17 protein-coding genes and 1 tRNA gene are annotated in these 23186 nt (G+C 33.9%); 16 read left to right on the forward strand and 2 right to left on the reverse strand.

The annotated features are described in order from the left end of the window. Window positions 1-77 precede the first annotated feature (77 nt). A complete protein-coding gene (gene yihA / locus SD960_RS07615) occupies window positions 78-698 on the reverse strand; it encodes a ribosome biogenesis GTP-binding protein YihA/YsxC (RefSeq protein ID WP_318802015.1) in 621 nt (206 codons plus the stop codon). Between the two features lie 43 nt (window positions 699-741). After that, window positions 742-1506, reverse strand: coding sequence for an alpha/beta hydrolase (locus tag SD960_RS07620; RefSeq protein WP_318802017.1), 765 nt, complete (start codon window positions 1504-1506; stop codon window positions 742-744). A gap of 377 nt (window positions 1507-1883) precedes the next feature. On the opposite strand from SD960_RS07620, the gene mraZ reads away from it, so the two are divergent. From mraZ to SD960_RS07700, 16 genes are all read left to right on the forward strand, one after another. Beyond that, on the forward strand, window positions 1884-2357 hold the full coding sequence (mraZ, locus tag SD960_RS07625) for a division/cell wall cluster transcriptional repressor MraZ (RefSeq protein ID WP_318802018.1): 474 nt from the start codon (window positions 1884-1886) through the stop codon (window positions 2355-2357). After that, window positions 2332-3240 (forward strand): 16S rRNA (cytosine(1402)-N(4))-methyltransferase RsmH, encoded by a 909-nt coding sequence (rsmH, locus tag SD960_RS07630; protein ID WP_207384882.1) that lies wholly within the window; start codon window positions 2332-2334, stop codon window positions 3238-3240. The genes mraZ and rsmH overlap by 26 nt, the downstream gene beginning before the upstream one ends. A 13-nt stretch (window positions 3241-3253) precedes the next feature. Then, window positions 3254-3601, forward strand: coding sequence for an FtsL-like putative cell division protein (locus tag SD960_RS07635; RefSeq protein ID WP_318802024.1), 348 nt, complete (start codon window positions 3254-3256; stop codon window positions 3599-3601). After that, window positions 3592-5604: a penicillin-binding protein gene (locus SD960_RS07640; RefSeq protein WP_318802026.1), complete on the forward strand. Its 2013-nt coding sequence runs from the start codon at window positions 3592-3594 to the stop codon at window positions 5602-5604. The genes SD960_RS07635 and SD960_RS07640 overlap by 10 nt, the downstream gene beginning before the upstream one ends. Next, the gene (locus tag SD960_RS07645; RefSeq protein ID WP_318802028.1) at window positions 5601-7064 is read left to right on the forward strand and encodes a UDP-N-acetylmuramoyl-L-alanyl-D-glutamate--2,6-diaminopimelate ligase; all 1464 of its coding nucleotides are present in this window, start codon (window positions 5601-5603) and stop codon (window positions 7062-7064) included. The genes SD960_RS07640 and SD960_RS07645 overlap by 4 nt, the downstream gene beginning before the upstream one ends. 80 nt (window positions 7065-7144) lie before the next feature. Beyond that, window positions 7145-8377 (forward strand): phospho-N-acetylmuramoyl-pentapeptide-transferase, encoded by a 1233-nt coding sequence (gene mraY, locus SD960_RS07650; RefSeq protein ID WP_318802030.1) that lies wholly within the window; start codon window positions 7145-7147, stop codon window positions 8375-8377. A 3-nt stretch (window positions 8378-8380) separates the two neighbouring features. Continuing rightward, window positions 8381-9712 (forward strand): UDP-N-acetylmuramoyl-L-alanine--D-glutamate ligase, encoded by a 1332-nt coding sequence (gene murD, locus SD960_RS07655; protein ID WP_318802252.1) that lies wholly within the window; start codon window positions 8381-8383, stop codon window positions 9710-9712. A gap of 80 nt (window positions 9713-9792) precedes the next feature. After that, window positions 9793-11112, forward strand: a complete 1320-nt coding sequence (locus tag SD960_RS07660; RefSeq protein WP_318802031.1) for an FtsW/RodA/SpoVE family cell cycle protein — start codon at window positions 9793-9795, stop codon at window positions 11110-11112. A gap of 43 nt (window positions 11113-11155) precedes the next feature. After that, the gene (gene murG / locus SD960_RS07665; RefSeq protein ID WP_318802032.1) at window positions 11156-12241 is read left to right on the forward strand and encodes an undecaprenyldiphospho-muramoylpentapeptide beta-N-acetylglucosaminyltransferase; all 1086 of its coding nucleotides are present in this window, start codon (window positions 11156-11158) and stop codon (window positions 12239-12241) included. A gap of 155 nt (window positions 12242-12396) precedes the next feature. After that, on the forward strand, window positions 12397-13746 hold the full coding sequence (gene murC / locus SD960_RS07670; RefSeq protein WP_318802033.1) for a UDP-N-acetylmuramate--L-alanine ligase: 1350 nt from the start codon (window positions 12397-12399) through the stop codon (window positions 13744-13746). Then, a complete protein-coding gene (locus SD960_RS07675; RefSeq protein WP_318802034.1) occupies window positions 13733-14455 on the forward strand; it encodes a cell division protein FtsQ in 723 nt (240 codons plus the stop codon). The genes murC and SD960_RS07675 overlap by 14 nt, the downstream gene beginning before the upstream one ends. Before the next feature lie 6 nt (window positions 14456-14461). After that, window positions 14462-15886 carry a cell division protein FtsA gene (gene ftsA / locus SD960_RS07680; RefSeq protein WP_318802035.1) on the forward strand — a complete coding sequence of 475 codons (1425 nt, stop codon included), beginning with the start codon at window positions 14462-14464 and terminating at the stop codon, window positions 15884-15886. An 82-nt stretch (window positions 15887-15968) separates the two neighbouring features. After that, window positions 15969-17942 carry a cell division protein FtsZ gene (gene ftsZ, locus SD960_RS07685; RefSeq protein ID WP_318802036.1) on the forward strand — a complete coding sequence of 658 codons (1974 nt, stop codon included), beginning with the start codon at window positions 15969-15971 and terminating at the stop codon, window positions 17940-17942. 203 nt (window positions 17943-18145) lie between these two features. After that, the gene (locus SD960_RS07690) at window positions 18146-18595 is read left to right on the forward strand and encodes a GatB/YqeY domain-containing protein (RefSeq protein WP_042563802.1); all 450 of its coding nucleotides are present in this window, start codon (window positions 18146-18148) and stop codon (window positions 18593-18595) included. A gap of 81 nt (window positions 18596-18676) precedes the next feature. Then, window positions 18677-18750 (forward strand) — tRNA-Arg (locus SD960_RS07695). Window positions 18751-19336: 586 nt separating this feature from the next. Beyond that, on the forward strand, window positions 19337-23185 hold the full coding sequence (locus tag SD960_RS07700; RefSeq protein ID WP_318802039.1) for a cadherin-like beta sandwich domain-containing protein: 3849 nt from the start codon (window positions 19337-19339) through the stop codon (window positions 23183-23185). The last annotated feature ends 1 nt before the right edge of the window (window position 23186 follow it).

The following is a 23186-nucleotide window of genomic DNA, read 5'->3' on the forward strand; positions in this document are numbered from 1 at the left end:
TGGAATTTGGGATTTTTATTTGGTTATTCCTTTTTATTAGAATTTTATTGGAATTTGGAATTTTTAAATTTGGGATTTTAAAACTGACTATTGTTCTTAAAAACTTCCTGATTTACTTCATCAATATAAGATAAAAGTTCTTCTTTTCCGATAGATTCTGTAGATGAGGTTACAAAGTATTGAGGCATTTCTTCCCAGTTATTAGCAAACATTTGTTTTTTGTAAGCTGCAACATGCGAATCGATTTTTACTTTACTGATTTTGTCTGCTTTGGTAAAAATAATGCAAAACGGAATTTCGCTTTCGCCCATATACGACATAAATTCAATGTCAATATTTTGAGCTTCGTGGCGAATATCAATCAAAACAAAAGCGCATACAAGCTGTTCTCTCGTTTCAAAATAATCTGTAATAAATTGCTGAAAAACAGATTTTGTTTTCTTCGATACTTTAGCATAACCGTAACCCGGTAAATCGACCAAAAACCAATTGTTGTTGATTTTAAAGTGATTTATAAGTTGCGTTTTTCCAGGTCTTCCGGATGTTTTTGCTAAATTTTTATGATTGGTAATCATGTTAATCAACGAAGATTTACCAACATTTGATCTTCCGATAAAAGCATATTCCGGCAAAAATTCCTGAGGACATTTTGCAACTTCAGAATTGCTGATAATAAATTCGGCGGTTGTAATTTTCATGTGTTTTGTTTTTAAAACCTCCTTAAAATCGAAAGTTAAGTTGCTATATGTTCTTTTTGGTAAGCCATTCTTCAAGAATTGTATTAAATTCCTGAGGATGTTCCATCATAGCAGCGTGTCCACATTTGTCTATCCAGTATAAAGATGAATTAGGCAATAATTTATCAAATTCTTCAGCCACATTTGGTGGAGTTACGGCATCATTTTTACCCCAAATAATACAGGTTTCCACTGTCATTTTTGGTAAATCCTTAGCCATATTGTGGCGAATAGCACTCTTTGCAATGGTTAAGGTTTTGATTAGTTTAATACGGTCATTTACGGTTGCGTAAACTTCATCAATCAATTCCGGAGTAGCAATTTTCGGATCATAAAAAACAGCTTCAGCTTTTTTTCTGATGTATTCATAATCACCTCTTTTTGGATAACTATCTCCCATTGCGCTTTCGTAAAGGCCAGAGCTTCCGGTAATTACAAGGCCTGCAACTTTTTCAGGATATAATTTTGTATGGTAAAGAGCAATATGTCCTCCAAGTGAATTACCTAATAAAATTACTTTATCAAAACCTTTAAAAGTGATAAAGTCTTTTACATATTTCGCAAAACTTTTTACGTTCGTTTTTAGAATACTTTGGGTATATATTGGCAAATCAGGGATAACAACTTTGTATCCTTTTGTTGGGAAATATTCTGCTACAGCATCAAAGTTACTTAGACCTCCCATTAAGCCGTGTAAAATTACGATAGGAGTTCCTTCTCCAGCTTCATAATAGCTGTATTTGCCTTCTTTTTTGTAGTTTTTGTCCATTTAATCTAATGCCAATTTCAATTTGGACAAATATAGGGTTTAATAAATAAAAATTAATTTTTGGTGCCATTTTTTAACTAGATAATTTCAGTAGGATTTATAAATGGTTAAAAATCAGGTTTTATTGCTTAAAAATGAATAATTGCCAAATGTTAAAAAATTAATATTATGACTGATTTTTAAGAGAAAGCTTATGTATTTTTTGTAATTGTTAAACAGAATTATCGATTCAATAATTATAATCTATCGTATTGATTATCTATTAATTAAGTGATTTGTGGTAAAAGTGGTTAAACTTATTAACAAAGTGGTAGATTGTGGTAAAATGTGGTATTTTTTTTTATATTTTTGCTGTATAACATGTTAATGAATTTTTCTTGAACACAATTGTAGGAACATACGAGTGTAAAGTCGATGCTAAAGGAAGGCTAATGATGCCTGCGCCTTTAAAAAAGCAATTGGCTTCCTCTCTTCAGGACGGTTTCGTTTTGAAGCGCTCTGTTTTTCAGCCGTGTTTAGAATTATATCCAATGGACGAGTGGAATTTGATGATGCAAAAAATCAACAAACTCAATCGTTTTGTAAAAAAAAACAATGATTTTATTCGAAGATTTACTGCAGGAGTTAAAGTGGTAGAAATCGATGCATTAGGAAGATTGTTGGTTCCAAAGGATTTGGTTGCATTTTCAAATATTTCGAAAGATGTGGTTTTTTCATCTGCAGTTAATATTGTTGAGATTTGGGATAAGGATTTATATGAAAAATCAATAAGCGGCGAAGATATGGATTTTGCAGATTTAGCCGAAGAAGTAATGGGAAATATTAATGACGACGACAATGGAATATCATAATCCGGTTTTACTTCATCCTACAGTTGATGGTTTAGATATTAAACCTGACGGAATATATGTAGATGTAACGTTTGGTGGCGGAGGTCATTCAAAAGAAATTTTGAAGCGATTAGGACCAAACGGAAAATTGTTTGCTTTTGATCAGGACGAAGATGCGCTTGCAAATGCATTACCGGATGAAAGGTTTACCTTAATTAATGAAAACTTTAGATTCATAAAAAGATTTTTACGTTTTCACGGAGTAAAAAGTGTAGATGGAATTCTGGCAGATTTAGGAGTTTCGTCACATCAGTTTGATGTTCCGGAACGAGGTTTCTCCACCAGATTTGATGCCGATCTGGATATGCGGATGAATCAGAAAAGTGATTTAAATGCTTATCGGGTGGTTAACGAATATGAAGAACAGGATTTACGTCGTGTTTTTTTTGATTATGGGGAGTTGAAAAACGCGCCCGTTTTGGCAAGAACAATTGTAGAAGCCAGAGAGCACAGGCCAATTAAAACAACAGATGAATTAAAAGAAGTTCTGGCAAAATATTTACCGGAACGAGTTAAAAATAAAATATTAGCGCAGATTTATCAGGCGATTCGAATTGAGGTAAATCAGGAAATGGATGTTTTAAAAGAATTTATCGAGCAATCGTTAGAAATCTTAAAACCGGGCGGAAGATTTTCAGTAATATCTTATCATTCTTTAGAAGACAGGCTGGTAAAAAGATTCATTAAAAACGGAATGTTTGAAGGAGAGCCTGAGCGTGATTTTTTTGGAAACTTCTCAGTTCCTTTTAAAACCATTGGAAAATTGATTGTTCCGGATGATGCTGAAATTAAAATTAATAACAGAGCAAGAAGCGCAAAATTAAGAATTGCTGAAAAGATATAATTAAGGTATAAAAATGAAAGGCGGAGTATTTAGCATATTAAAAGCAAGATTTCTATTAAATGATGACGCTGTCAAAAACTGGCGGTTTATTGTTTTCATCATTTTGCTTGCCATAATAATGATTGCCAATACGCAACGATACGAGCAAAAGGTTTTTGAAATTGCAAAACTGAATAATGAAGTAAAAGAATTACGATCAGAATTTGTAGACAGAAGATCAGAATTAATGAAGTTAAAAATGGAGTCGACCATATCGGATAAAATGCAGGAAAAGCAAATTTTTCCGTCAACGGTTCCTCCTGTAAAAATAGAAGTTAAAAAAGAAGAAGAAAAAAATTTCTTTAAAAGAATATGGCAGTAGACGATAAACATATATCCTACAGAATTTACCTCGTAGCAGTTTTCATCTTTTTGATGGCAATTGCTATTGTTGTTAAATTAACTAATATTCAATGGGTTGAAGGAGATTACTATAGAAAACTGGCAAAACAGCGTACCATTAAGAATTTTGTAATTCCGGCCAATAAAGGAAATATCTATTCTGCCGATGGAAGTTTGCTGGCAACATCAATTCCTAATTATGAAATTAGATTTGATGCAAAAGCACCAAAAACAGAAACTTTTGAGAAATATGTAAAAGCATTATCAGATTCATTAGCAACGGTTTTGGATAGACCAGGAGGTTATTATGAAAAAGAACTAAGAAAAGCCAGAGAAAACAAAAATCGCTACTATTTAATAGGACGCAATTTGAGTTATACCGAATATGTAAAAATTAAAGGATTTCCGTTGTTCAATTTAGGTCCGTTTAAAGGTGGAATTATCATCGAACAAGAGACAGTTAGAAAACATCCGATAGGAAAAATTGCTGAAAGAACAATTGGTTACGACCGAATTGATCCCGAAACAGGAGTAGAAGTTGGAAAAGGAATTGAATGGGCTTTTAAAAGTTACCTGAATGGAAAAGACGGTAAAATTTTAAAACAAAAAATTGCAAAAGGGCAGTGGAAACCAATTCGTGATTTAAACGAAGTTGATCCTATCGATGGTTACGATGTAATCTCGACAATTGATGTTTTTATTCAGGATATCGCGCACCACGCTTTGTTGAAACAATTAGAAGATTACGAAGCAGATCACGGGTGTGTCGTAGTTATGGAAACAGAAACCGGTCATGTAAAAGCAATTTCGAATTTAGGAAGAGCAGAAGACGGATCGTATTACGAAACAACAAATTATGCTGTTGCAGAATCTCATGAGCCTGGATCTACTTTTAAATTAGTCGATTTAATGGCGATTTTAGAAGATAAAGTGGCAGATACAAGTACTGTTTACGATAGTCACGGTGGACAAATAAGATATTATGGACGTCCTGTTACTGATTCGCACCATGGAGGTTATGGAAAAGTTTCATTAGCACGTGGTTTCGAACTTTCGTCAAATACTGTAATGGTTCAGGCAGTTTATGACAACTATAAAAGTAATCCATCCAAGTTTGTGAATCACATTAAGAGTTATGGATTAGATAAGCCATTAGGATTGCATTTTAAAGGAGAAGGAAGACCTTATATACCAAAACCTGGAGACAAACGCTGGTCAGGAACTACGCTTCCATGGATGGCTTTTGGGTATAATGTTTCGGTAACGCCAATGCAGACACTCGCTTTTTACAACTCAGTTGCTAATAACGGAGTAATGGTAAAACCACAATTTGTATCAGAGATAAAAGAATGGAATAAAACGATTAAGAAATTTGATATCGAAGTGATTAATCCGAAAGTTTGTTCACAGGAAACCATTAAAAAACTGAAAGCAGTATTGGAGAATGTGGTTAAAAAAGGAACAGGATCAAAATTGTATTCGAAAGATTTTTCGATGGCAGGAAAAACGGGAACGGCTCAGATGAATTATGGAGGAAAAGAAGGAAAGTCAGCATTGTATTATGCATCTTCTTTTGTTGGATATTTTCCGGCAGATCATCCTAAATATTCTTGTATTGTAGTGGTTCACAAACCTAATACATCTAAGAATAATTATTATGGTGCCGATGTTGCAGGGCCGGTTTTTAAAAGAATTGCCCAAAAGATATTTACAGATGCGCCATCAACCAATAAAATTAAAAAACTGGATTCAAGAGTTCCAAAACAGGATTCAAGTTATGATAAATATTATGTAGTTGAAGCCAATAAAAAATCAAATCGAATTCCTGATTTAAAAGGAATGCCAGGAATGGATGCAATTGCTCTACTTGAAAATTTAGGTTTGAGAGTAAAAGTAAACGGAGTAGGAAAAGTAAAAAAACAGTCGTTACAGGCTGGACAAAATATTAGTAAAAACACAACTATAGTATTAGAATTATCGTGAAAATACTGAAAGACATATTATATAAAGTAGCTATTGAGTCTGTAACAGGTTCGACAGAAATCGCTGTAAACAAAATTGATTTTGATTCAAGAAAAATTGAAGACAATGATGTTTTTATAGCCATTCGCGGATCACTTTCTGATGGTCATGATTATATTGAAAAAGCTATTCAATTAGGTGCAATTGCTATTATTTGTGATACTTTACCTGAGAATCCTGCAAAAGGAATTACTTATATAAAAGTAAAAGATACCAATACAGCATTGGCTTTTATGGCGGCTAATTATTTTGGAAATCCTTCTGAAAAATTAAAATTAGTTGGCGTAACCGGTACAAACGGAAAAACAACAATTGCGTCGTTATTATTTCAATTGTTTCAAAAAGCAGGTTTTAAAGTTGGTTTATTATCAACCGTAAAAATCATGGTTGATGAAACAGAATATCCTGCAACACATACAACTCCTGATTCTATCACGATTAATCATTATTTAAATGAAATGATTGAAGCTGGCGTAACGCATTGTTTTATGGAAGTGAGTTCGCATGGAATTCACCAAAAACGTACAGAAGCGTTGCATTTTGTGGGTGGGATTTTTACGAATCTTTCGCATGACCATTTAGATTATCATCCAACTTTTGCAGAATACAGAGATGTAAAAAAATCATTTTTTGATTCATTACCCAAAACGGCTTTTGCTTTATCAAACATCGATGATAAAAACGGACCAGTAATGCTTCAAAATACAGTGGCTAGAAAAAGAACATACGCATTAAAAACCTATGCCGATTTTAAAGCTCAAATTTTAGAAAGTCAGTTATCAGGTCTATTATTGAAAGTAAATGACAACGAAGTTTGGGTAAAACTTATCGGAACTTTTAATGCTTACAATGTTCTGGCTATTTACGGAACTGCGGTAGAATTAGGAATGGACAGTTTAGAAGCTTTGCGTTTATTGTCTGATTTAGAAAGTGTTTCAGGACGTTTTCAGTATATTATTTCAGAAGGAAATATTACGGCAATCGTAGATTATGCGCATACGCCGGATGCACTAGACAATGTTTTGAAAACGATTAATGATATCCGTACCAAAAACGAGCAACTGATTACTGTTGTAGGTTGTGGCGGAAACAGAGATAAAACAAAAAGACCCATTATGGCCAAAATCGCTACAGATTTAAGCGATAAGGCGATTTTAACATCGGATAATCCAAGAAATGAAGATCCTGAAGTGATTTTGGATGAAATGGAAAAAGGTGTTGAACCACAGAATTATAAAAAAATGTTGAGAATTACAGACAGAAAGCAAGCCATTAAAACGGCTTGTCAATTAGCTCAGCCTAATGATATTATATTAATTGCAGGAAAAGGACACGAGACCTATCAGGAAATAAATGGAGTTCGTCATCATTTTGATGATATGGAAACTATAAAAGAAATTTTAGATCAGCTAAATAAATAATAATCAGTTTTTAAATCCGAAAATACCACAGAATAAATTGGAATTTGGAGTTTCAAAATTGGAGTTTAAAACAAAAAGATATGCTATACTATTTATTTGAATATTTGAGAAAAACATTAGACATGCCGGGAGCGGGAGTTTTTCAGTACATTACTTTTAGATCAGCGTTGGCATTTATGCTTTCGTTGCTTCTATCAACAATTTACGGAAAACGGGTTATCAATTTTTTGCGTAAGCAGCAAGTTGGTGAAACAGTTCGTGAGCTTGGTCTTGCTGGTCAAAATGAAAAAGCAGGAACACCAACAATGGGTGGATTGATTATCATTTTTGCTACTATTGTACCTGTTTTACTGTTTGCTCGTTTACAAAATATTTACATCGTATTGCTTATTGTGACTACACTTTGGATGGGAACAATTGGTTTTGTGGATGATTATATTAAAATATTCAAAAAAGATAAACAAGGCCTTAAAGGAATTTTTAAAGTTATAGGACAAGTTGGTCTGGGACTTATTGTAGGGACAGTTTTATATTTTAATCCTGCTGTTACAGTAAGAACTGATACTGGCAAAGTAGATATACTAAAAGCAAATACGACTACAACACTTGTTGTGCCAGCTCCTGTTGAAGAGAAATCAACTGCAACGACAATTCCTTTTGTAAAAAATAATGAATTTGATTATGCTGAAGTTTTATCGTTTTTAGGAGATGGATATGAAAAATGGGCATGGTTAATTTTTATTCCGGTAGTAATTTTTATCATCACAGCAGTTTCTAACGGAGCTAATTTAACAGACGGAATTGACGGACTCGCCGCAGGAACCTCGGCAATATCTGTTCTCGCACTCGGAATATTTACGTTTGTTTCAGGAAATATCATTTTTTCGAATTACCTCAATATAATGTACATACCCAATTCGGGAGAGATGACGGTCTTTATATCGGCCTTTGTTGGAGCTTTGATCGGATTTCTCTGGTACAATTCCTATCCTGCCTCTGTTTTTATGGGAGATACGGGAAGTTTAACCATTGGCGGAATCATTGCAGTTTTGGCAATTGCGGTTCGTAAAGAAATATTGATTGTTTTATTCTGCGGAATTTTCCTGGCAGAAAGTGCTTCAGTAATTATTCAGGTGGCCTATTTTAAATATACAAAGAAACGTTTTGGCGAAGGCCGAAGAATTTTTCTGATGTCGCCATTACATCATCATTATCAAAAAAAGGGCTATCATGAAAGTAAAATCGTAACCCGATTCTGGATTGTTGCCATCATGTTAGCCATATTATCAATTGTTACCCTAAAATTAAGATAGATGATGAGATTGGTAGTACTTGGCGGAGGAGAAAGTGGCGTTGGAACGGCTATTCTCGGAAAGAAAAAAGGATACGACGTTTTTGTATCTGATTTTGGAAAGATAAAAGAAAGCTATAAAGAAGTTCTTATAATTAATGGTATTGCCTGGGAAGAAGAGCAGCACACAGAAGACCTGATTTTGAATGCCGATGTCGTCATGAAAAGCCCAGGAATTCCAGAGAAATCTCCCATAGTAAAAAAGCTTGTCGCAGCGGGGATTAAAGTGATTTCGGAAATTGAATTTGCTAAACCTTACACAGAAGCATTAACAATTGGAATTACAGGAAGTAATGGTAAAACTACCACAACAATGTTAACACATCACTTATTGAAATCGGCAGGTTTGAATGTAGGGTTGGGAGGAAACATCGGAAAAAGTTTTGCCTGGCAGGTAGCCGAAAATAAATACGATGCCTATGTTCTTGAATTAAGTAGTTTTCAGCTTGACGGAATAATAGAGTACAGACCAGATATTGCTATAATTACAAATATAAGCCCGGATCATTTAGACCGATATGAATATAAGTATCAAAATTATATCGATTCGAAGTTTCGAATAACAATGAACCAGACCGAAAGCGATTATTTGATTTACGATGCAGATGATGAAGCAAGTGCAGAATGGTTAAAAAACAACAAAACAAAAGCAAAATTAATTCCTTTTTCACTAACAAAAAGTTTTGACGAAGGAGCTTCTATAAATAACAACAAAATGGAAATAAAGATCAACCAAGAAGAGTTTACAATGGAAACAGAATACATTGCGTTAGAAGGAAAACATAATATGAAAAATGCAATGGCAGCAAGCTCTGTAGCAAAATTGATGCAAATTAGAAATGCAACAATTCGCGAAAGTTTATCAAATTTTCAAGGTGTTGAACACCGTTTAGAAAAAGTATTAAAAATTCAGAATGTACAATACATCAACGATTCAAAAGCTACAAATGTAAACGCTACTTTCTTTGCTTTAGACAGTATGAATGTTCCAACAGTTTGGATTGTGGGTGGTGTTGATAAAGGAAATGATTACAACGAATTGATGTCATTAGTTCGTGAAAAAGTAAAAGCAATTATTTGTTTAGGAATTGATAATCATAAAATCATTAATGCTTTTGGAGCTGTTGTTGACATCATGGTTGAAGTAAACAACATGAACGACGCAGTAAAAACAGCACAAAGATTAACAGAAAAAGGTGATGCTGTTTTATTGTCTCCGGCCTGCGCAAGTTTCGATTTATTCGAAAACTACGAAGACAGAGGAAAACAGTTTAAGCAAGCAGTTCATAACCTGTAAAAAGAAAAAAGTTTCAGGTTTCAAGTTTCACGTTAAGTGGAACTTGAAACCTAAAACAAAAGAAACCTGAAACTAAAGCAATGAAAGAACTAGTAAATAAATTAAAAGGAGATAGAGTAATATGGTCATTCGTGGCTTTATTGGCGCTGTTTTCGTTTATGCCTGTTTTTAGTGCGAGTAGTAATTTGGCTTATATCGGTCACGGAACAGGAAATACATTGGGCTATTTGGTAAAACACTTGGCGCATATTTGTATTGGGTTCATGATTATTTATTGGGTACATAAAGTTCCGTATCATTATTTCAGGGCGATTTCAAAAATTGCTTTGCCTGTAGTCTGGATTTTATTGCTTTATACCTTGTTGAAAGGAACCGTAATCGCAGGTGCAAACGCAAGTCGTTGGATTCAGGTTCCTTTTATCGGGATTACGTTTCAGACTTCTACTTTAGCTTCTATTGTTTTGTTTATTTATGTAGCAAGATATCTTTCCAAAACCAAAGAAGAGAATGAGCCGTTTCAAACCTCATTTGTACAGCTTTGGATTCCGGTTTTTATTACGTTGGTACTTATTCTACCGGCTAACTTTTCAACAACAGCGTTGATTTTTTCAATGGTTATGATGTTGACTTTTATTGGTAAATATCCATTAAAATACATCGGTTTTATTATCGGTTCGGGGATCGCAATGCTGGCTTTCTTTTTATTAGTAGCCAAAGCATTTCCGGAATCAAGATTCTTTAGCAGGGTAGCGACCTGGGAAAGTCGTATTACGAACTTTACCACAGATAAGCCTGATGAAGATGATTATCAAATTGAAAAAGCAAAAATCGCCATTGCATCAGGAAGATTAGGAGGTCTAGGGCCTGGAAAAAGTGTTCAGAAAAACTTTTTGCCACAATCTTCTTCCGATTTTATTTATGCAATTGTTGTAGAAGAATATGGTTTAGTGGGCGGCGTTTCGATTTTGCTTTTGTATTTATTGCTTTTGTTCCGATTTGTAATTGCATCGCATAAAGCCAATACATTATTTGGAAAATTAGTCGTCGTTGGACTCGGTTTCCCGATGATATTTCAGGCCATGATTAATATGGCTGTAGCAGTAGAATTATTGCCGGTAACAGGGCAAACGCTTCCGCTGATAAGTAGTGGAGGTAGTTCGATCTGGATGACATGTTTCGCTCTCGGAATTATCATTAGTGTAACTAAAAAAGATGAAGAAATCGTAGAAGAGCAACAAGAAAAGGAAAGAAGGAAAGAAGCACTTCAAAGATTGATAGATAAAGAATTGGCAGAAGAAGATTTGCCTGTTGATGAAAGAGAAGAGATCTACGAAGGAGAACCGATGTATTCTATCGAAGACAATTCAAGAAATCCGATGAATGCAGTTTTAAATAAGTAAAAGAAAAAGAGAATAGCTTTTAGAGCTTATAACTTTTAAAGATATGACAAAATATAAATTCATATTAAGTGGTGGCGGGACTGGCGGACATATTTATCCGGCAATCGCTATTGCAAATGAGTTAAAATTACAATTTCCTGATGCAGAATTTCTTTTTGTTGGTGCCAAAGATAAAATGGAAATGCAAAAAGTGCCTCAGGCTGGTTATGAAATAAAAGGTCTTTGGATTGCCGGTTTACAAAGAAAACTGACTTTGCAAAATATGATGTTTCCATTGAAATTGGCAACAAGTTTGTTAGAATCAAGAAGGATCATCAGACAATTTAAGCCTAATGTAGTAATAGGGACCGGAGGTTTTGCCAGCGGACCATTATTGCAAGCGGCAGGAGGAGCAGGAATTCCGACAGTAATTCAGGAGCAAAATTCATTTCCTGGAATTACAAATAAGTTGCTAAGCAAAAAAGCAAATGCTATTTGTGTGGCTTACGAAAATTTAGAACGATTTTTTCCAAAAGGAAAAATTGTTTTGACAGGAAATCCGGTTCGTCAGGATTTAATCGATATTGACAGTAAAAGAGAGGAAGCAATCGCTTTTTACGGTTTAGATTCGAACAAAAAGACATTGTTGGTTTTAGGCGGAAGCTTAGGAGCCAGAAGAGTTAACCAGTTAATTGAAAAAGAATTGCAAAGTATACTTTCACAAGATGTTCAGATTATCTGGCAATGCGGAAAATTATATTTTGAAGATTATAAAAAATACAATCAGCCAAACGTAAAAGTAGTTGATTTTATTGAAAGAATGGATTTTGTTTACGCTTCAGCAGATGTGATTATTTCACGCGCAGGAGCATCCTCGGTTTCAGAATTATGTATTGTGGGGAAACCTGTAATCTTTATTCCGTCGCCAAACGTTGCAGAAGATCATCAAACCAAAAATGCACAGGCAATTGTAGATGCAAAAGGAGCAGTTTTGTTGAAAGAATCAGATTTGGAAAGTCAGTTTAGTATTGTTTTTGAAGCTTTATTGAAAGATAAAGGAAAACAAAGCCAATTAAGTGAAAATATTAAAAAACTGGCAAGACCAAATGCGGTAAAAGTTATAGTAGAGGAAATTAAAAAGTTGTTATAATATAACTTTTTAAGATAATTATAGAACTCAATTAAAAAATTAGAACGCTATTTTTAGGCGTTTTGAGTTATTAAAATAAGAAAATTACAAAGGCTTAATTACTAGTTTTTTATACAATAAAGCAACCTGTAAATAGCTCAAAATTAGAAATTAAAATGAATTTAAATCAAATACAAAACGTTTATTTTATTGGTATTGGAGGCATCGGAATGAGTGCGCTGGCCCGTTATTTCAAATATATTGGAAAACAGGTTTCGGGGTACGATAAAACGCCATCAATGCTAACAAGTGAATTAATTGAAAGTGGTATTGATATTCATTTTGACGATAATATCAGTTTAATTCCAAATGACTATTTCGTAGAGAATACGTTAGTGATTTTTACACCTGCTGTGCCTAAAACACATTCTGAATGGAATTATTTCATAGAAAGAAATTACGAGATTAAAAAACGTGCAGAAGTTCTGGGACTTATCACTAAAGATACTTTCAGTTTTGCCGTTGCAGGAACGCACGGAAAAACAACAACATCAAGTATTCTAGGGCATATTTTATACGAAAGTGGTGCAGATGTAACAGCTTTTGTGGGCGGAATTGTAGAGAATTACAACTCAAATTTAATTGGAAGCGGAAAAACCGTAACAGTTGTAGAAGCAGATGAGTTTGATCGTTCGTTTTTGCATTTGCACCCAAATATTGCCTGTATAACATCAATGGATGCAGATCATTTGGATATTTACGGAACGAGTGATGCCATTGAAGCTTCGTTTGTAGAATTTGCTAATAAAGTGGAGAATAAAAACAATTTGTTTATAACCAAAGAATTGCCCCTTGAAGGTGTGCAATGTGCTATAAATGAAGATGCTGTATATAAGGCGTTTAATGTTAGGATAGAAGATGGAAGTTATGTTTTTGATGTGCAGACGCCATCAGAAATCATGAAAGACCTGCATTTTGGATTGCCTGGAAAACACAATTTAATGAATGCTTTGATGGCTATTGGAATGGCAAAGACTTTCGGAACTGCCACAGACTCGATTGCAAAAGCACTAGCCTCTTTTAATGGAATAAGAAGACGTTTTTCGTATCAGATTAAATCTGATAAACTAGTTTATATAGATGATTATGCACATCATCCTACAGAAATAAATGCTGTTCATCAAGCAGTTAGAGAATTGTATCCAAATCGTAAAGTTTTGGCTATTTTTCAACCGCATTTATTTAGCAGAACAAGAGATTTTGCAGACGGATTTGCCGAAAGTTTATCTCAATTTGATGAAGTATTTTTGATGGATATTTATCCGGCACGCGAATTACCGATGGAAGGGATTACATCTGATTGGCTGTTAGGAAAAATGACAAATTCGAATAAAAAAATTGTTGCAAAAAATGATTTATTAGCGCAAATTAAAGCCAGTGATGCGCCAATAATTGTGACAATAGGAGCTGGTGATATTGGAGAAATGGTTCCGTCAATTAAAAAAATGCTAAATGAAAATATTTAATTGGACAAACATAAGATTGGTGCTCATTTTTGGGCTTGTACTTTTTTTATATTCATTCGCCCAGCATCGAAATGGGGATAGAAAATTAAAGAAATCTATGGTTGTTTTTGTAGGAGAAAACACGTTGTTCATAAAGCCCGAAGCGGTTAATAAATTGTTAATAGAAAATAAAAAAGACGCTTCCAGTATCCGAAAAGATGAAGTAGATTTGAATAAGATAGAAAAAACCCTTGATACGCAAGACATGATTGAAAAGTCGGATGTTTTTGTAAGTATCGATGGTGTTCTAAAAGCGATAGTAAAACAGAAGACACCAATAGCGAGAGTTTATGATGGTGATAACTCTTTTTATATTGACTATGAGGGAAATAAAATGCCTTTATCAGACAATTTTACGGCGCGTGTTCCTCTCGTTTCAGGGGCAATAAATAAAAAAAATAACGAAGATTTAGCTACCTTATTTCGCACAATTTATGACGATGCGTTTTTGAAAAAAAACATCATTGCAATTCAAATTATGCCTAATGGTAGCTTAAAAATGTTTAATAGAAATTATAATTACTTCATCGATTTTGGCAGAACGATGAATGTTGATAACAAATTTAGAAACTATAAAGCCTTTTTTCAAAAAGCAGTTTTAGATAGTTCGTTATATAAATACAATAAGATTGACCTGAGATTTACGGAACAAGTAGTTTGCACAAAATAATAGAAAATGGAAAAAGATAATATTGCAGTAGGTCTAGATATTGGAACAACCAAAATAGTTGCCATGATAGGCAAGAAGAACGAGTATGGTAAGTTGGAAATTTTGGGTATTGGTAAATCCAAAAGTTTGGGTGTGGCCAGAGGTGTTGTAAACAACATTACGCAAACTATTCAATCAATTCAACAAGCGATCTTAGAAGCAGAAAATAATTCAGGATATAAAATTAAAGATGTTGTTGTGGGTATCGCCGGACAACACATCAGAAGTATACAGCATACAGATTACATCAGCCGTAGTAATCCGGAAGAAGTAATTGGAGAAAATGATATTCAGCTTTTGATTGATCAGGTTAATAAGCTTGCGATGTTACCGGGAGAAGAAATTATTCACGTTTTGCCACAGGAATTTAAAATCGACGGACAATCTGAAATTAAAGAACCAATCGGGATGTACGGCGGAAGACTAGAATCTAGTTTTCACGTAGTAGTTGGCCAGGCATCGTCTATCAGAAATGTGGGAAGATGTATCCAAAGTTCAGGAATTGAATTGTCAGGATTAACATTAGAACCATTGGCTTCTGCAGATGCAGTTTTGAGTCAGGAAGAAAAAGAAGCCGGTGTAGCACTTATCGATATCGGTGGTGGAACAACAGATTTAGCCATTTTTAAAGATGGTATTATCCGTCATACTGCTGTAATTCCTTTCGGAGGAAATGTAATTACGGATGATATCAAGGAAGGATGTTCGATCATTGAAAAACAGGCAGAGCTTTTAAAAATAAAATTTGGATCGGCCTGGCCGGGAGAGAACAAAGACAATGAAATTGTTTCTATTCCGGGATTGAGAGGAAGAGAGCCAAAAGAAATTTCGCTTAAAAACTTATCTAAAATTATTCATGCTCGTGTAGTAGAAATTGTAGAACAGGTTTTTGCAGAAATAAAAGCTTACGGACACGAAGATCCTCGTAAAAAATTAATTGCAGGAATTGTGCTTACAGGTGGTGGCGCTCAACTAAAACATATCAAACAATTAGTTGAATACATTACAGGTATGGACACTAGAATTGGGTATCCAAATGAGCATTTAGCAGGAAATTCAAGCGAAGAAATTTCAAGTCCATTATTTGCAACTGCTGTTGGTTTAGTAATGAACAGTATAGAAAATAGTACACAAAGTGCTGTTAGAATGGAACTTGTAAATGAGCAGCCAAAAGTAGTGTACAGAAACGTTCCGCCTCAGGTACAACAACCTGTTCAGCCGCGATACGAAGTTGAAGAAAACTACGTTGAAAGAGTAGAAGCTTTTGAACCGCCAAGAGAAGTTAGAAGTAACGTGGCTACAAAAGACGAGTCTACAGAAACAAAAATAAGAAGATCATTTTTTGATCGCTATGTTGATAAAATCAAAGATTTTTTAGACAACGCCGAATAATAAAGTAAAACGAAAAGGATTACTTTTTGCCCCAAGTCAAGAAGTAAAAAATGTATTTAATAAGAATTTCAAAACCAAAAAGATGATGAGCAACTCAGAATTTGGAAGTATTTCATTTGATTTACCGAAAAACCAATCAAATGTAATCAAAGTAATAGGTGTAGGAGGAGGCGGAAGTAACGCAATCAACCACATGTTCAAGCAAGGTATTAAAGGGGTAGATTTTATCGTTTGTAATACAGATTCACAAGCACTTCAAAATAGTGCCGTACCAAATAAAATTCAATTAGGAGTAAACTTAACAGAAGGTTTAGGAGCAGGAGCAAATCCTGATGTAGGACAACAATCTGCTATAGAAAGTATTGCCGATATCGAAAAAATGTTAGACCGTGGTACTAAAATGGTATTTATTACCGCTGGTATGGGTGGTGGAACAGGTACCGGTGCTGCTCCTGTAATTGCACAATTGGCAAAAGAAAGAGAAATTTTGACGGTTGGTATCGTAACAATTCCATTTCAATTTGAAGGAAAAGTGCGTCAGGAACAAGCGCTTTTAGGAATCGAAAAATTACGCAAACAAGTTGATTCCTTAATCGTAATTAACAATAATAAATTAAGAGAAGTGTATGGAAATCTTGGTTTTAAAGCCGGATTCTCAAAAGCGGATGAAGTTTTAGCGACAGCCTCAAGAGGTATTGCTGAAGTAATTACGCACCACTATACTCAAAATATCGATTTACGTGACGCAAGAACTGTTTTGGCAAACAGCGGAACTGCGATCATGGGATCTTCTGTCGCCGAAGGTGAAAACAGAGCAAAAGATGCAATTATTTCAGCATTGGATTCTCCGTTACTAAACGACAACAAAATTACAGGAGCCAAAAACGTATTGTTGCTTATCGTTTCTGGATCTGATGAAATTACGCTTGACGAAATTGGAGAAATCAACGATCATATTCAGGCAGAAGCAGGTTACAATGCAAATATTATCATGGGAGTTGGTGAAGACGAAACTCTTGGTGAGGCTATTGCCGTAACTATTATTGCTACCGGTTTTGATGTTGAACAACAAAATGAAATCGTAAATACAGAACCTAAGAAAATCATTCATACGTTGGAAGATGAACAAAGAAGTGTTCATAATTTAACGAATAAAGCTCTTACTTCATTCGATTTAACAATTGACAAACCTACTGCAAAATCAGAAGAAAAAATTGTTTTTGATTTAATGGAAGATACGGTTGCTCCCGTAATTCCAACTCCGGTTGCTGTTGCTCCAGTAATCAATCAGGAAGAGTTGGTGGTAATGTCTGAGTTTATTAAAAACCTGGATGTAACTTTTGAAATCGTTTCACCAATTACAGATATCGATTTTACTATTTCTACTCCGCAAGCGCAGACTTTTCAGGAAGTAAAACCAGTTCAGCAAAGAGTATTTGAAAAGGAAGAACAAACGGCATTTTCTTTTGATTTGCCTCTTTTCAGAGCTGAGCCGGAAGTAAAGAAAGAACCTGTTGTTGAAGATAATAGAATTTTGTTTGAATTAACAAATGAAACACGTAATATTAAAGTAAACGACCCAGTTTCGTTTGTTCCGGTAACTGAAGTTGCTGAAAACGGAATCATCAAATATTCTCTAGAGGAATATATGGAAGTTGAGAATGATTTGATCACATCAAAACCAATTGAAAAAGTGGTTGAAGATATAGTTCCTGAGGAATTAAATATCACATTAAAACCAAAAGTTGATTTTGCACAGGAAGCTGCTTTTACAACTACCGATCATGCTTCTCCGATGGAATTAACAATCGAAGAAACATTACGTTTAAGAGCAGAAGAAAGAAGAAAGAAACTAAAAGAATTTAATTATAAATTTCATAATAATGTTTCGAGAATTGATGAACTTGAAAAAGAGCCTGCCTATAAAAGACTAGGTATTGATCTTTCAAATAATCAATCTAATACAACTAATTCGAGAATCTCTGTTGGTACAGATAGCAATAACGATTTACAATTACGTTCAAACAATTCATTTTTGCACGATAACGTAGATTAATATTACATTCAATAATAATAGGATAACCCGAAAATTGGATTTAATTTTCGGGTTATTTTTTTTATCTTCGCACAGAATTTGAGAATTTGACTCCTTTTCCTGAGTTTTAAAGTTAATCTTGTCAGTTCGAAGTGGAAGTTGAAAACAACTTTGAGAAAAATTAATCAATTTATAAGCATTGCTTATTTAAATAAGAAACAAAAATGAGTTTACAAACATTAATCATGGACGAGATTAAAACCGCCATGAGAGCAAAAGATACGGTAGCTTTAGAAGCTTTAAGAGCTATTAAATCAGAAATGTTATTAGCTGCAACGGCTTCTGGCTCTAAAGAAGAATTGACAGAAGACGAAGAAGTAAAATTACTTCAACGACTAGTTAAAACCCGTAAAGAAAGTGCAAGAATTTTTACAGAACAAAACCGTCCTGATTTGGCTGAGCCAGAATTAGCTCAGGTTGCAGTAATTGAGAAATTCTTACCAGCTCAATTAAGTGAAGAAGAAGTAGAAGCTGTAATTGCAAAAATTATTGCTGAAACCGGAGCTTCTGGAATTGCTTCAATGGGTAAAGTAATGGGATTGGCATCTGCTCAATTAGGTGGAACTGCTGAAGGAAAAACCATTTCGGCAATTGTTAAAAAATTATTAGTTTAAATACTATTTTAGATTTTTGAGTTCAGATTTTAGATTCCAATTAATAATCTAAAATCTGAGATCTAAAATCATAAATAAGAAGACCGCGTAGTTCAACTGGATAGAATATCAGATTTCGGCTCTGAGGGTTGGGGGTTCGAACCCCTCCGCGGTCACAAAAAAGGCAAAATACATATTGTGTATTTTGCCTTTTTTTATTTCTCAATATTAGCTTACATACATCCTTTTGTAGTTATTTCTTCCTTATCCATTTTTAAACTTCACTTATATATCATAACTCACTTTTTGGTATGTAAAGTCTTTGTTATTATCAAATGTTTTTTTACTAATTCTACTCTCTGACAAATGTCTTTAATTGACAACTTAAAAACTTTTATTGGCGGTATTAAATCCTAATAGATGCAATATTTGAATGATTAAATAACGCGAACCCTTATGTGTAAAGGATTCTTTAGTGTTTAGTTACAATGGTTTTGCAATCAGTGTATTATGCTTGCTGTTTCTTTTTTTATAAAAATAACGATCACTTATTATGGTGATTTTTTTATGAGTTTTTTTTAAAATTAAGAAACAAGTATAGTTATGCGTGAATTGTTTTAAAAGAATGATAATGGATTTAAAGCCAAAAAAGCAGTTAAAAAGTAAATTAAAAAAATGAGTTAAAAACAAAAATGATGAGTAGAAAATTAAGACGAATGAATTAAAAAATTAAAAACAAAAATGAATAGAAATAAAATAAAAATGAACAAAAATTTACTTATTGTATTGGCCTTTCTCTTATTTAATATAGGGTATGGGCAAACATTAAAAACATGGACAGGAAGTGTCAGTACTGCATGGGATATTGATGAGAACTGGGACGGGGGAGAAAAGCCCACAGCAAATGATGATGTATTAATAACAAGTGCAACTAATCAGCCTGTGATAACTAACGCAGGTGCTTCTTGTAATCATCTTGAGTTAAGAAATTCAACTCCGGGAACTACTGTTGTATTGACGATAAAAGGAATGGGAGAGTTTTCTCCTGGATCCATAGTTATGAATAGCATCGGTGGGGATACGAGCGATTGTAGTTTAAATATCAGTGGGACCGGGCAAGTAATTGTATCCGGAAACATTACAATGAATGGAAATGCACTTCAAAATGACGTAACTTTTTCCGGAGATGGAAATTTACTCATTGGAGGAATTATGACAGGAGGAGTATTAAATGCCGATGAGAAAGGAACTGTAACTTATAATGGTGTAGGAACACGTAATATTGGTAATTATACTTATAATAATTTAACAATTTCTGGTACTGGTGTAAGAACAATTACTTCGGGAGTAATTGTAAATGGTAAACTTAATATGGCAGGTACTGCAACTGTAACTGCAGCGCCAACGTATGGTGTTGATGCTTCTTTACAATATACTGCAGTATCTTATACAGTTGGACCGGAATGGGTAAGTCCGTTTGCAGCAAAAGGAGGAGTTTTAATTTCTACTCCTGGCCTTACTATTGCCAGTACAGTTACTATGGGTAGTAGTGTTACAGATAAAAAATTTAATGATGGAGTTGCACTTATAGTACGGCAAGATGCTTCATTAGTATTTGGTAATACAGATTTATATTTAGGCGGTGATTTTATCAACAACAACGGCTCGCTTAAAACGGATGGATTTGTTTACTTAATTGGAAATGTTAGTCAAAGTATAGCTAGTTTTACATCTTCTAAGGGAGTTGCTATGAATAAAAATGCAGGTACAGCTACTTTTACAGGAAATATAAATACAAAAAGATTAATAATTAATGGCTTAGGAACACTCAGCCTTGGAACAGGATTAACTCATACATTTACGGATTGGGAGAGAACTAATGGAACATTAAACGCTAGGTCAAGTGTTTTAAAATTTTCAGGGAATGTAATTGGTACTGGAGGTACTTTTATACCCGGAACCAGTACAGTAGAGTTTAATGGAGGTGCTCAAAATTTAGGAACAGGATCAATAACTTATAATAATCTTACATTATCAGGAACTGGAACTAAAACTTTTGGTGCAAAAACTACAATAAATGAAACTATATCTATCGTTAGTGGAGTAGTTGCTGATCTTACTGCTAATTTAGTACATACTGCCAAATACATAAAATTAGGAGATACAGCTCAGAAAGGTGGATCATGGGGAAGCAAAAAATCAAACGCAGTTAATCAAAATGATACTTTTTTTGCTCTTAATAATGGTATCGTAAATGTTGGACCGACTATAGCTGTAAGTACAAATAATTTAGAAGCATTAAGCTCTATTTATGGTTCTCCAACTATTCAGTCAGAATTAAAAAGTTTTACTATTTCAGGTCTTGCTATGACCGAAGGAGTTTCAGTTAAAGCTCCTGAAGGTTTTGAAGTAAGTATCAATAAAGATACTAATTTTGCCGACTCTATTACTGTTGGAGCCGCTGGAAATTTTAGTAGTATAACGGTTTATGTTCGATTAAAAGGAACAATCAATGCAGGAATAGAAAAATATTCTGGAGATATTCTTTTAAAAAGCCCTGGTACAGCTGATGTAAAAGTGGCAATAGCAAAAAGTACTGTAAATAAAGCAGTACTAAAAATTATAACAGAGAATAAGGCAAGAACTTATGGTGATGATGATCCAGATTTAACAGTTGCGTATGATAAATTTTTAAATGGAGATACTGTTGATAGTTTAACCAAATTACCGACTATTACTACTACAGCACTTCCAACAAGCCCAATAACCAATGCTGTAAATAAATATGAAATTACAGCTACAGGAGCTGAATCATCAAACTACACTTTTGATTATACTAAAAAAGGAGAATTAACTATTACTCCTGCCTTGTTAACTATTACAGTAAAAGATGCAGAAAGAGAGCGTGGTGCTAAAGATCCTACCTTTATATTAATTTATAGTGAGTTTAAAAATAATGAGAGTGAGTCTGTCTTCACCAAAAAACCTACAATTACAACTACTGCTGTTAAAGATAGTCCAGTTGGAGCTTACGATATTATAGTTGACGGTGCAGAAGCATTAAACTATACTTTTAAATATATTAAAGGCACTTTAAAAGTAACTGAATCAAGTAATAATGATTTGATAGGTTTAACTACTAATAGAGGTGATTTAAATCCGGATTTTACAAAAGAAAATAAAAAGTATGAAATTACTGTAGAAAATAAATATACAAATATTGAAATTAAAGCAACGACTTCAGATTCAAAAGCAACAATAACAGTCGAAGGAAAAGCTGTTAATAGCGGAGAATTTTCTAGAGAAATTGAGTTAAAAGTGGGTGAAAATATAATTAAGACTATAGTAATTGCAGAGGACAAAACCGAAACTACTTACGAAATAAAGGTAATAAGAAAACCTTCTGGTGAAGCACGTTTATCTGATGTAGTTATAAATGGAGTTGATTCAAATACACCTGTTGATTTTAGTACACCATTTGACAAAGATAAAAAGGAAAGTAAAGTAAATGTACCAAACGAAACTACTTCAATTGTAATCACTCCAATACCAATGGAACCGAATGCAACTGTTAAGATGTTTGTAGACGGAGTAGAGGTTACTGATCGTACAGCTCCAGTAGATTTAAAAGTAGGCGATAATGTTATTACTTATGTTGTTACAGCACAAGATCTTACTACAGAAAAAGAATATACTGTTGTTGTAAACAGAGCAGAACCAAAGAAATCTAGTGATGCAGATTTAGAGAACATTACCGTAAGCGAAAGTGCTTTAGATTCAGGTTTTAATAAAGAGGATAAAGAATATAAAGTAGATGTACCAAATGCAACTGATTCAATTGTAATCACTCCTACACCAAGAGATCCGAATGCATCAGTTGAAATGAAAATTGGTGATGTAACTATTGATCCTACAGCTCCAATAGATTTAAAAGTAGGAGATAATATAATTACAATAGTTGTTAAGGCTGAGGATGGTACATACGGCGAACCATATGAAATGATTGTTACAAGAGAAGAGCCTACCGATAAGCCTTCTAGTAACGCAAGTTTATCAGATATTGTTATTAGTGATGGTACTTTAAGCCCGGCTTTTAATACAGATACAAAAGATTACAGAGTAGATGTGCCATATGAAACTGACTCAATTATAATCACTCCTAAAACAATCGATCCAAATGCAACTGTTGAAATGATAGTTGATGGAAAAACGATTACCGATCCTACAGCTCCAATAGATCTTAAAGTAGGAGAAAATGTAATTACAATAGTTGTTACAGCCGAAGATAATACTACAAAAGAAATATATACTGTAATTGTAAACAGAGCAGATGATGTACCTCAAGTGATTGTACCTTCAAATATTATCACTCCAAACGGAGATGGTAAAAATGATACTTGGGTTGTTCCTGGTCTGGATAAATATCCAAACAATTCAGTTAAAGTTTTTGACAGAGCTGCAAGATTAGTGTATTCTAAAGATAATTATAACAATGATTGGGATGGTACTTTTAAAGGATCTCCGGTTAATGAGGATACTTATTACTATCTAATTGATCTAGGAAATGGTTCACCTAAATTAAAAGGATTTATTTCAATTCTTAGAAACTAAT

This window comes from Flavobacterium sp. MMLR14_040, from assembly GCF_033657265.1.
Classification (GTDB): Bacteria; Bacteroidota; Bacteroidia; order Flavobacteriales; family Flavobacteriaceae; genus Flavobacterium.